This window comes from Microbacterium sp. NPDC056003 (assembly GCF_042274785.1).
Taxonomy (GTDB): domain Bacteria; phylum Actinomycetota; class Actinomycetes; order Actinomycetales; family Microbacteriaceae; genus Microbacterium.
In genome coordinates, this window is the sequence record NZ_JBHJXQ010000004.1 from 86205 (window position 1) to 99894 (window position 13690).

The window sequence follows — 13690 nt, forward strand, 5'->3', positions numbered from 1 at the left end:
CGCGGGCGGGGCCCGTCGTGCGCGTCAGTCCGCGTGCGTGTTGAACCAGCTCCGGCGCTGTGCGATCTCGCTGTCGTTCTCGGCCGGGTCGGACGTGTCGTGCTCGACGAGCCGACCGTCCTCGTCGAGGGGCACGAACCGCAGGCACGTCGGGCACAGCGCTCGGCCCTCGGGGAATCCATCGGGGAGCGTCGCGGCGGGTGCGCCGGGCGCACCCGAGCCGGAGCATCGCGGAAGGTCGGCCGCGGCATCCGCCCACATGATCGTCCGGTGGCGGTGCAGCCCCGGATGGTCCAGGTGGCGCGTGCAGCGACGACCCTGGTTGCGGCTCGTGCAGAACCGCACCGTCACGGCTTCGGCCTCGGCACGAACCGCGGAACCCAGCGGACGAACGCGGCGGCGCCGACGAGGCCGATGACGCCGACGACGCCCGTCGCCAGGGCGAGCGTGGAGGCGGCCGCGATCGCCGACACGAGCAGCGGCGAGACGGCACCTCCGGCGTCGGTCAGGGTGCGCCAGGATCCGAGGAACGGTGCCGGATCGTCCTTGGGGGCGATATCGGCGCCGAGTGTGAGCAGGATGCCGCTCGACAGACCGTTGCCGACTCCGAGGACGGCGGCGAACATCGCGAACCACATCGCCGACTGCTCGAGATCGTGGGTGAACGAGAGCGCGAGGAAGCCGAGACCCATCAGGAGCATGGCGGGGAGGGCGGCCCACAGGCGCCCGAAGCGGTCCATGACCTGTCCGCTCGCGTAGAAGAGCGCGAAGTCGATGGCACCCGAGATTCCGACGACGAGCGCGATGGTCTGCGCGTCGAGCCCGAGCGACACGCCCCACAGCGGCAGGACGACCTGCCGGGCGGAGCGGACGGCGGAGAGGGATGCCGCGGCCAGGCCCAGGCGCGACAGCACGCGTCGATACGCCCACATCGTGCGGAAGACGCCGCTGCGCTCGGCGATGGGGATCGAGCCGGTGACGGGCTCGCCGGTGTCTTCGGCCAGTGCCGAGTCGCCGCGCGCGGGTGTGGGCGCCGCGACGGCGTGCTCCGGATCGGGACCCAGGAGCACCAGCAGGATGGTCGCGACGAGGCACGCGCCGAAGAACCAGATGGTGGCGTGCTCGTCGCCGAAGAGGGCGAGTAGCGCGGCGGCCACGAACGGCCCGATGAACATGCCCAGGCGGAAGGTGCCGCCGAGCAGGGAGAGCGCGCGGGCGCGGAACGCGAGCGGCACGCGCGTCGTCATGAACGAGTGGCGGGCGAGGCCGAACGCCGCAGCGCAGAAGCCGATGACGAACACCGCGAGAGCGAAGACGCCGAGCGACGGGGCGAGCGCGAGGCCGACCACCGCGGCGAGACAGAGCGCGCCGGCGACGACCATGGTGAAGCGCTCCCCGATGCGGGCGACCGCCCAGCCCGCGGGGATGTTGCCGCACAGCTGGCCGACCACCAGCGCCGAGGCGACGAGCGCGGCGGTGGCGAGGTCGGCCCCGAGCTGTGCCGCGATCACCGGGATCAGCGGGATGACGGCGCCCTCGCCCAGCGCGAAGAGCACGGTCGGGCCGTAGATCATCGGCGCGAACCGGACGAGAACATCCCGCGGGCGATCGCTCACGTGCATCCACGTTAGTCTGGACTGTCATGCTCGACTTCGATCCCTCCGCCGACATCCAGGCCCTGCGCTCCACGTTCTCCGACATCAAGGCAGTGGTCGACGTCGACGCGCTCACGGCGGAGATCGCGCGGCTGAGCGAGGCCGCCGGGGCACCCGACCTGTGGGACGACGTCGAGCAGGCGCAGAAGGTGACGAGCGCCCTGAGTCACCGTCAGGCGGAGCTCAAGCGCGTCACCGACGTCGAGCAGCGACTCGACGACCTCGAGGTGCTCGTCGAGCTCGCCAACGAGATGGACGACGAGGACTCCGCGGAGGAGGCTCGCCACGAGATCGCGGAGCTGGAAGACATCATCGGCCAGCTCGAAGTGCAGACGCTCCTCGACGGTGAGTACGACGACCGTGCGGCCGTCGTGACGATCCGTTCCGGCGCGGGCGGCGACGACGCCACCGACTTCGCCGAGATGCTGCTGCGCATGTACCTGCGCTGGGCCGAGCGCCACAAGTACCCCGTCAAGGTCATGGACACGTCCTACGCCGAGGGCGCCGGCATCAAGTCGGCGACGTTCGAGGTCGACGCACCGTACGCCTACGGCACTCTCTCGGTCGAGGCCGGCACGCACCGCCTCGCGCGCATCAGCCCCTTCGGGTCGGCCGACAAGCGCCAGACGTCCTTCGCCGCGGTGGAGGTCATCCCCGTGATGGAGGAGGCCCAGGAGGTCGAGGTGCCGGAGAGCGACATCCGCGTCGACGTCTTCCGCTCGTCGGGCCCCGGCGGGCAGTCGGTCAACACCACCGACTCCGCCGTCCGCATCACGCACCTCCCGACGGGCCTGGTCGTTTCGATGCAGAACGAGAAGTCCCAGATCCAGAACCGCGCCGCGGCGATGCGGGTGCTCCAGACACGCCTGATGCTGCTGCAACGGGAAGAGGAAGCCGCGAAGAAGAAGGAGCTGGCCGGCGTCATCACCGCCAGCTGGGGTGACCAGATGCGGTCGTACTTCCTCTACGGTCAGCAGCTCGTGAAGGACCTCCGCACCGGGCACGAGGTCGGCAACCCGGCGGTCGTGTTCGACGGCGACCTCGACGGGTTCATCTCGGCCGGCATCCGCTGGCGCAAGCGCAAGGACGACGACGACTGACGTCGTTCTCAGCGAGGCCCCTCGGGCGTCTCACGCCTCGTCGAGGTTCTCCTGGATCATGACCGGGGACGCGTGGATGCACACGATCCGCAGCCGGCCCTGACCTGTGTTCGTGAAGCCATGCCACGTGTCGGCGGCGACCACCGCGGTGTCGCCCGTATGCGCGATGACGGTCTCGTCGCCCATCCGGATCGTTGCCTCGCCCTCGATCACGAGCCATGTCTCGGTGTACGGGTGGCGGTGCAGATCCGGACCCATCCCGGGATCATTGTCGACGTAGAAGAACGAGATGCCCGAGCCGTACGGCTCACCTTCGAAGCGCATGGTTCGTGACGCGCCGATGAGCAGTTCGGACGCGGGGATGGGGGATGAGGTCATTCGTCCATCGTGGTTGTCGGCGGTGCACGCGTCCAGTGCCGGCCTGCCCGCGGGCGATCAGAACGGTGCGGGGGTGGTTCCTCTGGCGGTCGGCCGGAAGGCGGGTACCGGGCGTTCGGGTTCGACGCGATAGCGGCGCCCGTTAGGTGAGGTCCACTGCAGGGCGCCGCCGGCGTCGGGAACGTGTTCGACCTGCCAGCCGCCGTGGTGCTTGATGGTGTGGTGGCCCTTGCAGAGCGGTGCGAGGTTGTCGAGGCTGGTGGTACCGCCATGTTCCCAGGCCACGGTGTGGTCGATCTCGCACCGGCTCGCGGGGATGCCGCATCCCGGTGCCATGCATCGGTCGGCCCGCCACCTGACCAGTTTCCGGAGGGCGGGCGGTGGCCGGTAGTGGTCGCGGCCGACGGAGAGCACCATGCCGGTCTCAGGGTGAGTGAGAATCCTCGTCCACCCGTCCGCACCGGCGGCCAACTCCCGCGCCCGCTCGGCGGACATCGGACCGACCCCATCCGCCGTCGCCGGCCCGGCGCCCGCCCCGTCGTCATCGAGGAGGGTGAGCACAGGGACGGTCACCATCACGGTGGCACGGACGCCCGCCGCTTCGGGTGGCAGGGCGGCGGTCTCGCCGTCGATGAGCAGGTCGCCGAGCACGTCGGCGCGCCGCTGATCCATCGTCCGCGCGTCTTCTCCGGCTGAGGCGTCTCGATCTCCGCCACTCGCAACGCTGCGGTCGAGGGTCTTGGCGATCGCGGTGAGCCGCCCCTGAATGGCGCGGGCTTCCACAGCGGGCAGGAACGCATGCAGCCAGGCCATGCCGTCGTCGGCGGGCTCCACGATCACCCGACGATGCCGCACCGCCCAGTCATGCCGCTCCGCCAGGCTCGCCGCCCGCTCACGTTCGAGGAGTGCCCGCAGCTGCCGGCGGAACGCGCCGACCGGGAGCCGCACCGCCAAGTCCACCGCCGTCGTGGTGACCCGTTCCCGCACCTCGGGCTCGACCGCATCCAGCAGGTCGACCAGGATCTCGGCATGCCGCTCGGTGATCGCGGCTCGTCCGAGCGCGTCCAACGCGGCCGGGTACCGGTGCACAAGCGCCTGCGCGAATCCGAGCAGTCCGGCGGCGGCGTGCTCGGTGATCCGCAGAGCGGCCGCCAACTCCAACCGCACGGATCGCTCCACGACCGCCGCGACGGCCCCGCCGTAGGAGGCGGCATCAGCCAACGCGTTGCGGCGCAGCTGATCCACCCGCATCACACGCTGCGCGGCGAAGACCGACATCATGGCGGCGACCTCGGTGACGCGGTCGACGTCATCTGGAGCCTCGAACCCGTCGCACGGTTCGTCCCACACATCACGCTCATCGGGGGAGGCGAAGGGGTCGTCATCGGCCATACGTCGACATTAGAACATACCTACGACATCCGATTCGGCGGCGAGGACAGCAGTCAGCGCGCACGCGGGCGACGCCGCGAACCGATGCGGCGCCTGAGGGTGTCGCGGAGGCCGGCGCGGAGGCATCCGCTTAGGCTCGATAGGCCATGATCCGGTTCGAGAACGTCACGAAGCGCTACAAGGGCACGTCGAAGCCTGCCTTGAGCAATGTCGACTTCGAGGTGCTGCGCGGCGAGTTCGTGTTCCTCGTCGGCGCATCCGGCTCGGGCAAGTCCTCGTGTCTGCGCATGATCCTCCGCGAAGAGACGCCCACCGACGGCCGCGTGGTCGTGCTCGGGCGCGACCTGCGAACGCTGTCGAACCGCAAGGTGCCGTACTTCCGGCGCCACATCGGAGCGGTCTTCCAGGACTTCCGCCTGCTGCCGACCAAGACGGTCTTCCAGAACGTCGCCTTCACGCTGCAGGTCATCGGGTCGTCGCGTGGATTCATCCAGCAGACCGTTCCCGAAGTACTCGCGCTCGTGGGACTCTCCGGCAAGGAGAAGCGGTTCCCGCACGAGCTGTCGGGTGGCGAGCAGCAGCGCGTCGCGATCGCCCGTGCGCTGGTGAACCGCCCGCAGGTGCTGCTGGCCGACGAGCCCACCGGAAACCTCGACCCCGCGACATCCGTCGACATCATGCAGCTTCTCGCGCGCATCAACGCCGGCGGAACCACCGTCGTCATGGCGACGCACGAGGCCGGATTCGTCGACCAGATGCAGCGGCGCGTGATCGAGCTCGTGCACGGCGAGATCGTGCGAGACGAGCGGCACGGTGGCTACGGCGACACGTCGAGCCTGCCTAGCCTCGCCCCGGAGCAGGAGCGCGGCGCAGCCGCTGTCGCTGCCCTGACCGCCGTGCTCGAGGTGCAGCGCGAAGCCGCCGCGGCTGCCGAGGCCGGGCTGGATCCGACCCTGGCGAACGAGGATGAGGCGACGGATGCCGCGCCCCAGCCGGCGTCGCCGTCGACGGCGCGCGGCCCGAAGCACGAAGCGCCGGCACCCGCGGCCGAGCCTGCGCCTGCCGCATCCGCTCCGGCATCGGCCGCCGAGCAAGCCGCGGCCTCCGAGTCCGACACGGTCGAGGAGCCCACTCCCGCCCGCCCGGGCTCTCCGGCTGCGCGCGCGCCGCAGACCGCGCCCATCCCGGTGGCCGACATCCCCGAGGTGGACGTCGCCGAGCTCGGCCTCGCCGACCGGCTCGGTCTGGGCGAGAAAGCTCCCGACGACGAAGTGGGGCCCACGTCATGAGGGTCGGTCTCATCCTCGGCGAGGCGTTCACGGGCCTGCGCCGCAACGCCTCGATGGTGATCTCCGTCGTGCTGGTCACGTTCGTGTCGCTGACGTTCGTCGGAGCGGCGATGCTCATGCAGATGCAGATCGGCATCATGAAGGACTTCTGGGTCGACCGCGCCCAGGTGGCGATCTACATGTGCACCGCGATCTCGCAAGCCCCCACCTGCACCGGCGGCGTGGCCACCGACGAGCAGCTCGCGGCGGTGGAGGAGAAGCTCGACGGGCCCGCCCTCTCGCCGCTCATCCGCGATGTGCGGTTCGAGGACAGCGACGAGGCGTACCAGAACGTCATCGATCTCCTCGGTGAGGACTACGCCAGCGTCATCACGCCGGACCAGCTCAACGAGACGTTCTGGATCAACCTGGTCGACCAGAACCAGTCCGACGTCATCATCGAGGCGTTCGGCGGCACCGAGGGCGTCGAGGAGGTGCAGGATCAGCTGCAGTACCTCGAGCCGCTGTTCTCCGCCCTCACCGTCGCGACGTACATCGCAGTCGGCGTCGCCGCGCTGATGCTGGTCGCCGCCGTGCTGCTGATCGCCACGACGATCAGGCTCTCGGCCTACGCCCGACGGCGCGAACTCGGCATCATGCGCCTGGTCGGAGCATCCAATCGCTTCATCCAGACCCCCTTCGTCCTGGAAGGCGTGTTCGCGGCGCTCATCGGGTCGCTGCTGGCCAGCGGTGCCGTCATCGCGGGCGTGCACTTCGGCGTCGACCAGTATCTGCGCGGACGCGTCGAGTTCGTGACCACGTGGGTCGGGCTGGACGACGCGTGGATCGTCGTGCCGGTGCTGATCCTCATCGGCATCGTGCTCGCGGCGCTGTCGGCGAGCTTCGCGATCCGTCGCTGGCTGCGGGCCTGACTCTCGGGCGAGTCGTCCGGGGGTAGACTGAACGGCTGCCGTGCGCCCGCACGGCGTGAATCGAGGAGTCACCATGCCCAGGGAACGCGGGGAGACGGTCGTCGCGACCAATCGTCGCGCGCGCCACGAGTACACCATCGAGAAGACGTACGAGGCGGGTCTGGTGCTCACCGGCACCGAGGTCAAGTCGCTGCGTCAAGGCCGTGCCAACATCTCCGACGGCTACGCCTACATCAACAACGGTGAGGCGTTCCTCGACGCGGTGCACATCCCCGAGTACTCGCAGGGGCACTGGACGAACCACGCGTCCAAGCGCGTGCGCAAGCTGCTCCTCCACAAGGACGAGATCATCAAGCTCTCGCACGCGATCAGCGCCGGAGGCTACACGCTGGTGCCGCTCAAGCTGTACTTCTCGGACGGCCGCGCCAAGGTCGAGATCGCCGTGGCGAAGGGCAAGCGCGAGTACGAGAAGCGGCAGACCATCCGCGAGCGCGAAGACAAGCGCGAGGCCGAGCGGGCCATGCGCAGCCGTAACCGTCTGGGCGAGTAGAGCGGATGCCGCGACCGCCTCGTTCGGGGCCGGTCAGCGAGCGCTGAACCGCGCCTCGACGCCGGCCGTGAGGACGATGTCCTCCGGCTGGAGCTGGACGGTGGGCGCTCCACCGCCGGCATCTGCGGCGAAGGATGCTTTGGCCATCAGCATGCGCTCCTGCCGCGGGGCGGCGGGGGACTCGTTGCGCGTGAGCAGTCCGAGATCGGCGATCTCGAGCGGCGTCACCGTCGACAGACCTATGGCACCGGCGTAGGCGTTCGCCCGGGCGACGGCGACGCCGACCGCGCTCGCCGCGACGTCGCGCTCCATCGCGGCTCGCGTCTCGGGGGTGAGCTGCCACTCGATCCAGCCGAGCTGGACCCCTTCGCGCTCGACGACCTCGCCGGCCCAGAACGACAGCACGGCGAAGTCGGTGAACGTCGCGCTGAAATCGACGGTGGCGTAGTGCACGGGGGCCAGCCGTCGCCCTTCGGGATTCCACGGGCGCTCCGACCAGACCGAGACGCGCTGGCTCGTCCATTCGACGACCGTGCCCGCGGCGGTGCGTGAAGCGAGGTCCTCCCGCACCGGCTCGCTGAACGCGGCCATGCGCTCGACGACGGCCCCCCGCTCCGCACCCTCGGCCCGGATCGTGAGATGGGCCACCGCCCGCTCGGGCGCGATGCGCGCCTCGTGCTCGCCCCGGACTGTGATGACGACGTCGCTCATGCGGCAGAGCCTACTGCGTGGCGACGGACGAATTTTCATTCGAGTGCATCCAAATCGGACCCATCGCGGGGAATGACTTCTCGACGGGCGACGGACGATCGCCCCTGACGAAGGAGGACCATCATGCGAACGAGGATCTTCGCGGGCATCGCCGTCGGCGCCATCGCCGCAGTCAGCCTGCTCGCCCCCGCCAGCGCCGCCACCGCCGGCAATGCGGCTCTCTCGGTGCTGCACGGCATCCCCGACACGCCTGTGGACGTGTATGTCAACGGCGAACTCACTCTCGACGACTTCCAGCCGGGCGACCTCGCCGGACCGCTCGATCTGCCGGCGGGCGACTACGAGGTGGCCCTCACCGCGCCGGACGCGACCGACGACAGCGCACCGGTTCTCGGGCCGGTGACCGTCACGCTGGAGGCCGACACCAACTACACCGCCGTGGCCCACCTCGACGAGGCGGGCGCGCCGACGGTGACCCCGTACGTCAATGACACGTCGCCCACAGCCGCGGGCGAGGGCCGGCTCACGGTGCGCCACGACGCCGCGGCGCCGGCCGTCGACGTGCTCGCGGGCGGGACGCCGGTGATCGAGGGCCTCGCCAATCCGGACGAAGCCTCCCTGGATCTGCCGGCAGGCACGATCGAGGCATCCGTCGCCGCCGCGGGGACGACCGACCCGGTGATCGGCCCGGCGCCCGTCGAGGTCCAGGAGGGCGTGCTCACCATCGTGTACGCGTGGGGCAGCCTCGAGGACGGCAACCTCGACCTCGCCGTGCAGACGATCACCGGCCTGCACTCCGCGCCGGACGGGGTCAACTCGGGCACCGGTGGCCAGCTCGCTCAGCGTGACATGACGATGCAGATGCTGCTGCTTCTCGGTGGCATCGCCATCGCCGCCGCGGTCGCCACATCCGCCGTCGCTGTGGCGCGGGCGCGGGCTCAGCGCTGAGGGCGGACCCCATGACGAGGACGACCGCGGGCCTTGCGACCGCCCTGCTCGCGGTCGTCGTCGTGCTGGCGGGATGCAGCTCACCCCCAGGGGCAGCCCCGTCGGCGACGGCACCGACACCGACGACGAACGCGCTCCCGACGCCCGTCGTCGAGGTGCCGATCGTGACGGCCACCCCGCCGCCGGCGCGCCGGTCTGCGCCGCCGGTGCGGGTGGTCGTCACGACCATCGGTGCCGATGTCCCGGTGATTGCCGTGGGGGTCGAAACCGGCGGATTCATGGAGCTGCCCGTCGACCCGGCCGTCGCGGGCTGGTACCGCTACGGCGCCGATCCGTCCAGCGCCGACGGAAACATCGTGATCTCCGCCCATGTCGACGCGCCGCAGTACCCGATCGGGCCGTTCAGCCGGCTGCGCGAGCTGCCGGCGGGTGCCTCGATCGACGTGACGGATGCCTCGGACGCGCTGCATCGCTACACGGTGGAGAGTGTCACGTATTACCCGAAGAGCGAGCTTCCCGTGGACGAGCTGTTCGCCCGCGACGGCGCGCGCAACCTGGTGCTGATCACCTGCGGCGGAGAGTTCGATGCGCGCACCGGCCGGTACGCCGACAACGTCGTCGTCATCGCGACCCCGCGGAATGGCCCGTGACGTGCGGACGTTGTAGACTGATGTGCTCGGATGCCTCGGCGCCGAGCACTTGGAAACTCCACAGCGTGACAGCGGCCCTTCGCACGAAGGCTCATGGGGATGATCGGTTTCGACATCGCCTGTGACTCTGCGGGAAGCGGGCCGAGGATGCAGGGTTATCTCGTAAACGACCTCTGCAAACCAATAATTGCCGATGCAAATCGCAATGAGTTCGCCCTCGCTGCCTAAGCGAGCCTGAACTCCGTGAGACCGTAGGCGTTCCCGCTACGGACCCTCGCGTCATCTAGGGGACTTGCTGCGTGATGGCGTCTGGACGTCACGTGGGACTCTTCCCAGGCTGGGCTTGTCGACTTAGGTGTCTGTGACAAAGGTCGGAGCCGAGCAGAACGTCTTCACAGACTGCGCCCGGAGAAGACGCAGTATCTCAGCGATGGACGGGGGTTCGATTCCCCCCATCTCCACCAACGCCGCTGTCACGGAAGAGGGCCCGGGAATCGCGCGAACGCGCGGTTCCCGGGCCCTTCTTCGTCTGTCGGCGGTGGAGGGACGTTTCGGTCGCCGCCGAAGTGTTCCGGTCGTAGCTTGGCAGAATGAACGCTCACCTCTACGAGTCATCAGTCAGGTGGTCCGGGTCGACCGGTGCCGGGTACGCCGCCTACAGCCGTCAGCACCAGGTGACCGCCGGTGACGCCGGTCTGGCCGTCAGCGCCGATCGGGCGTTCCTCGGGGACGCCGCGCTCCCCAACCCGGAGCAGCTGCTCTTGGCGGCCGCCAGCTCCTGCCAGCTGCTCTCGTTCCTCGCCGTCGCTGCGCGCGCCGGCGTGAACGTGGTCGGCTACTGCGACGACGCGACGGCGATCATGCCCGCGGACGCGCGTCCGGCACGCATCACGCACATCGTCCTCAGCCCGACCGTCACCGTCCGCGGGAGCGACCCTGAGACGGTCGTCCGGCTGATGCGCGAAGCCCATGCCGGATGCTTCATCGCACACTCGCTCACGGCGTCACTCGAGGTGGACATCACCGTGGAGGTCGCCGCGTGAACGACATCGGCATCCCCGTCCGGGACATCGCCGCCGACGTCGCCCGCATCGGCCGGGTCCTCGGGTCTGCCGGCGTGGGGCTGGAAGGCGGCGGAGTGTGGGGAGACGCCGCCCACTACCTCGTCGAGGATGGCGAAGCGGCGCTCCGGGCGCTGACGATAGCGGGCATCCCCGGGGCGGAGTGCCGCGGGGTCGTGCTCGCTGCGCTGCCGGCTGACCGACCGGGGGCATTGGGGACGATGATGACCGCCCTGGCAACGGCGCGGATCCACGTCCATGCTCAGTACAGTGACCATGACAACCGCAAAGTGTTCGTCGTGGACGACATCGAGGGTGCACGAAGGGCGCTGGCATGACCGACCGTGTGCGGCCGTCGCTCGACGAGCTCGGCCGGGTACTCGCCGAACCCATGCGGCTGCGTGTACTGCGCGAGCTGCTCGGCGGCACACCGCTGCCTGCGGGTGCACTGGCGGTACGCATCGGCGTCGCCCCGTCGACCGTGAGCTCCCACCTGGCACGACTCGCTGGCGCCGGGTTGATCCAGATCGAGACGGTGGGCCGCACGCGTGAAGCGCGACTGGCCGATCCGACCGTGGCGGACGCCATCGAGAGCCTCCTCCGGCTCTCGAGCGAGGATCCCGTCTCCTCGCTCTCCGCCCACGACCGGCGCACGGCACTGCGCAGGGCGCGCCGTTGCTACGACCATCTCGCCGGCGACCTGGGGATCGCGATCGCTGACCGTGCGATCTCGGACGGGTGGATCGTCGACCACGACGGCTCATGGACGTTCGCCACGGAGGCCGGCACGGTCGGCTCCGCGCTCGGCATACCCGTCACGCTCACGTCCCCGTCCCGCCCGCTCGTGCGCCCGTGCATGGACTGGACGGAGAGGCGCCCGCACGTCGCAGGGCAGCTCGGTGCCGCCATCCTCGCCGGCATGCTTCACGCCGGATGGCTGCGCCGCCGCCGCGACGATCGCGCGTTGACGATCACCCCTCGGGGTCGCGACCACTTCGCCGCCCTTGGACTCACCTCCCAGTGACCGGTGCTGCCGAGGTCACATCCTCACGGCGGGCCTCACCGAACGGGGTACATCGTCGAGTCGAGCGCGCTCTACACGGCGTGCGTCTGCGATCTCATCGATCCGATCGGTCTCTCGCAGCCAGCTCCTGGGCGAGCATCACGAGGATCCCGCTCGGGCCGCGGACGTACGTCAGCTTGTAGACGTCCTCGTACGTCGCGACGCCGCGCAGCGGCCGGCAGCCGTGGCGCGCCGCGATGGCCAGCGCCTCGTCGATGTCGTCGACCGAGAAGGCGACGCGGTGCATCCCGATCTCGTGGGGGAGCGTCGGCTCCGTCTCGATCGCGTCGGGGTGGATGTACTCGAACAGTTCGAGCCGGCCGTGGCCGTCGGGCGTCCCGAGCATGGCGAGCTTGACGTGGTTGCCGTCGAGACCCACGGCGGTGTCGGCCCACTCGCCGCTGACGGTGTCGCGGCCCAGCACGGTGAGTCCGAGATCCGTGAAGAACGCGACCGCTGCGTCCAGGTCGCGCACCGCGATCGCGACGTTCTCGAGCTTGATCGGCATACGCGCGACTCTAGGCCCAGGCGGCCTCGATCGCGACGGGCCGTCCGAGCACGTTCTCCGCGGCCCGATGGCCCGACAGCATGGCGGCCGGCACCGTGGCCGGGTCATCGGTCCAGGTCGCCTCGCCCGCAAGATGCAGGACTCCTCCGATCGGGACGGCGAGGTCGTCGTGGTCGGATGTCGTCGAGCCGACCCGCATGTACGCGTACGAGCCGTAGGCGAAGGGGTCGTCCTGCCAGTCCGTCACATGCACAGTATTCGGCTTCGGCACGCGATCGCCGTAGAGGCGGCGCAGCTGCGCGAGCACGGACTCGACGATCTCGTCCTCGCTCCAGTCGAGCGTCGCGATCGCGGCCGGGCCGGCGGCGAACGTGAGCAGCGTGGGTCGATCGTGGAGAGCGGTGAGGTCGTACCAGGAGTGCCACCACCGCGACTCGGGACCCTGCTGACGAATGGCGTAGACGTCGTCCTCCCAGAACTTCGTCGGGAAGCCGAGCACGACCTTCTCGAACGCGTTCATGCGAAGCCGGCTGAGCGGGGCGGCGTGCGAGCCGGGCAACGCCGGCTCGATGACGAAGTCGTCGGACTGCAGCACGCCGACCGGCACGGTCACGACGACGCTCGCCGCCCGGAAAGCGCCGTAGTCGGTCGAGACCACGACGCCGTCGGCACTCCATCGCACGTGCGACACGACATGGATCAGCCGGATGTCGAGTCCCTCAGCCAGACGGCGCGGGAGCCGGTCGTACCCGTCGGGGAACACCACCTCGTCGCCCACCACGACGTCGTCGTCGAGGCCGTGAGCGGCGAGATCCTCGATCCACACGCCGTACTGCTCCTCCGACCGGTGCTCGAGGAACTCGCGCACGCGCTGTGTTCGCTCGTCGTCCCAGCCTTGAGCTGCGAGGGCCGCCTCGGTCACGTCCCGGTACGAGGCATCCGGAGCCGACTCGGCGACCACACCGAGCAAGGTCTCGTCGACCGTCTCGATGTCGGCGACGAATCGGCGCGTGTCCGCGTCGGAGAGTCTTCGGCCATCCGGCCCGTAGTACGCGATCGGCCGGCTGTCGGCCTGGTAGCTGCCGACGGTGAACTCGACCGTGCGCATGCCGAACGCTTCGGCGGCCGCGGCGACGGGGGAGTCGGTGATCCCGTGGATCCACGAGGCGCCCAGATCGGTGGCGAAGCCGTAGCGATGATCGGAGACGACCCGGCCGCCGACGCGGTCGCGCGCCTCCAGCACGACGACCCGCCGCCCCTCAGACTTCAGCAGCCGCGCGGCGGTCAGTCCGCAGACGCCGGCGCCGATCACGATCGTGTCGAACTCGTCCATCGGTGACCTTCCCTCCCGGCGGCGCGGGGCCGCCCTCTGACGCTATCGAGTGCGTGAATCGGGATCCTCACCGCCACTCTGTCGCCAGGCCGCCGTCAGGAGCATAATCGCGACTGCCGGCGCGGTGGGGTGCGTCGGCGG

At 69.9% G+C, this 13690-nt stretch carries 16 protein-coding genes and 1 other RNA gene; 10 read left to right on the forward strand and 7 right to left on the reverse strand.

The window, feature by feature from the left end:
* Window positions 1-24: 24 nt before the first annotated feature.
* Window positions 25-351, reverse strand: coding sequence for a hypothetical protein (locus ACFC1W_RS15115; RefSeq protein ID WP_375994208.1), 327 nt, complete (start codon window positions 349-351; stop codon window positions 25-27).
* Window positions 348-1622 (reverse strand): MFS transporter, encoded by a 1275-nt coding sequence (locus ACFC1W_RS15120; protein WP_375994211.1) that lies wholly within the window; start codon window positions 1620-1622, stop codon window positions 348-350. The genes ACFC1W_RS15115 and ACFC1W_RS15120 overlap by 4 nt, the downstream gene beginning before the upstream one ends.
* A 20-nt stretch (window positions 1623-1642) precedes the next feature.
* Between ACFC1W_RS15120 and prfB the strand changes: the two genes are divergently transcribed.
* A complete protein-coding gene (gene prfB / locus ACFC1W_RS15125; RefSeq protein ID WP_375994213.1) occupies window positions 1643-2755 on the forward strand; it encodes a peptide chain release factor 2 in 1113 nt (370 codons plus the stop codon).
* Window positions 2756-2785: 30 nt separating this feature from the next.
* Here the strand turns inward: prfB and ACFC1W_RS15130 are convergent, their stop codons facing one another.
* Both ACFC1W_RS15130 and ACFC1W_RS15135 read right to left on the reverse strand, forming a co-directional pair.
* Window positions 2786-3133, reverse strand: coding sequence for a cupin domain-containing protein (locus ACFC1W_RS15130; RefSeq protein ID WP_375994215.1), 348 nt, complete (start codon window positions 3131-3133; stop codon window positions 2786-2788).
* Between the two features lie 57 nt (window positions 3134-3190).
* Window positions 3191-4525: a DUF222 domain-containing protein gene (locus ACFC1W_RS15135; protein WP_375994217.1), complete on the reverse strand. Its 1335-nt coding sequence runs from the start codon at window positions 4523-4525 to the stop codon at window positions 3191-3193.
* 146 nt (window positions 4526-4671) lie between these two features.
* Here ACFC1W_RS15135 and ftsE point away from each other — a divergent pair, with 146 nt between their 5' ends.
* From ftsE to smpB, 3 genes are all read left to right on the forward strand, one after another.
* The gene (gene ftsE, locus ACFC1W_RS15140) at window positions 4672-5814 is read left to right on the forward strand and encodes a cell division ATP-binding protein FtsE (RefSeq protein ID WP_375994220.1); all 1143 of its coding nucleotides are present in this window, start codon (window positions 4672-4674) and stop codon (window positions 5812-5814) included.
* Complete coding sequence (gene ftsX, locus ACFC1W_RS15145) at window positions 5811-6725, forward strand: permease-like cell division protein FtsX (RefSeq protein ID WP_375994223.1); 915 nt, start codon at window positions 5811-5813, stop codon at window positions 6723-6725. The genes ftsE and ftsX overlap by 4 nt, the downstream gene beginning before the upstream one ends.
* Before the next feature lie 73 nt (window positions 6726-6798).
* Window positions 6799-7275, forward strand: a complete 477-nt coding sequence (smpB, locus tag ACFC1W_RS15150; RefSeq protein WP_375994226.1) for an SsrA-binding protein SmpB — start codon at window positions 6799-6801, stop codon at window positions 7273-7275.
* 33 nt (window positions 7276-7308) lie between these two features.
* Here smpB and ACFC1W_RS15155 read toward each other — a convergent pair whose 3' ends face one another.
* Entirely contained in the window at window positions 7309-7986 is a 678-nt protein-coding gene (locus ACFC1W_RS15155) for an SIMPL domain-containing protein (protein WP_375994229.1), read from the reverse strand.
* 123 nt (window positions 7987-8109) lie between these two features.
* On the opposite strand from ACFC1W_RS15155, the gene ACFC1W_RS15160 reads away from it, so the two are divergent.
* From ACFC1W_RS15160 to ACFC1W_RS15185, 6 genes are all read left to right on the forward strand, one after another.
* Window positions 8110-8934 (forward strand): DUF4397 domain-containing protein, encoded by an 825-nt coding sequence (locus ACFC1W_RS15160; RefSeq protein WP_375994231.1) that lies wholly within the window; start codon window positions 8110-8112, stop codon window positions 8932-8934.
* Between the two features lie 11 nt (window positions 8935-8945).
* On the forward strand, window positions 8946-9584 hold the full coding sequence (locus tag ACFC1W_RS15165) for a class F sortase (protein ID WP_375994234.1): 639 nt from the start codon (window positions 8946-8948) through the stop codon (window positions 9582-9584).
* Window positions 9585-9679: 95 nt separating this feature from the next.
* Window positions 9680-10048: a transfer-messenger RNA gene (gene ssrA, locus ACFC1W_RS15170) on the forward strand.
* A 126-nt stretch (window positions 10049-10174) separates the two neighbouring features.
* Window positions 10175-10627, forward strand: a complete 453-nt coding sequence (locus ACFC1W_RS15175; RefSeq protein WP_375994236.1) for an OsmC family protein — start codon at window positions 10175-10177, stop codon at window positions 10625-10627.
* Entirely contained in the window at window positions 10624-10983 is a 360-nt protein-coding gene (locus ACFC1W_RS15180) for a hypothetical protein (RefSeq protein WP_375994239.1), read from the forward strand. The genes ACFC1W_RS15175 and ACFC1W_RS15180 overlap by 4 nt, the downstream gene beginning before the upstream one ends.
* Entirely contained in the window at window positions 10980-11669 is a 690-nt protein-coding gene (locus ACFC1W_RS15185) for an ArsR/SmtB family transcription factor (protein WP_375994241.1), read from the forward strand. The genes ACFC1W_RS15180 and ACFC1W_RS15185 overlap by 4 nt, the downstream gene beginning before the upstream one ends.
* 94 nt (window positions 11670-11763) lie before the next feature.
* Here ACFC1W_RS15185 and ACFC1W_RS15190 read toward each other — a convergent pair whose 3' ends face one another.
* Window positions 11764-12216: a VOC family protein gene (locus ACFC1W_RS15190; RefSeq protein WP_375994244.1), complete on the reverse strand. Its 453-nt coding sequence runs from the start codon at window positions 12214-12216 to the stop codon at window positions 11764-11766.
* 10 nt (window positions 12217-12226) lie between these two features.
* Window positions 12227-13549 (reverse strand): flavin monoamine oxidase family protein, encoded by a 1323-nt coding sequence (locus ACFC1W_RS15195; RefSeq protein ID WP_375994246.1) that lies wholly within the window; start codon window positions 13547-13549, stop codon window positions 12227-12229.
* Between the last annotated feature and the right edge of the window lie 141 nt (window positions 13550-13690).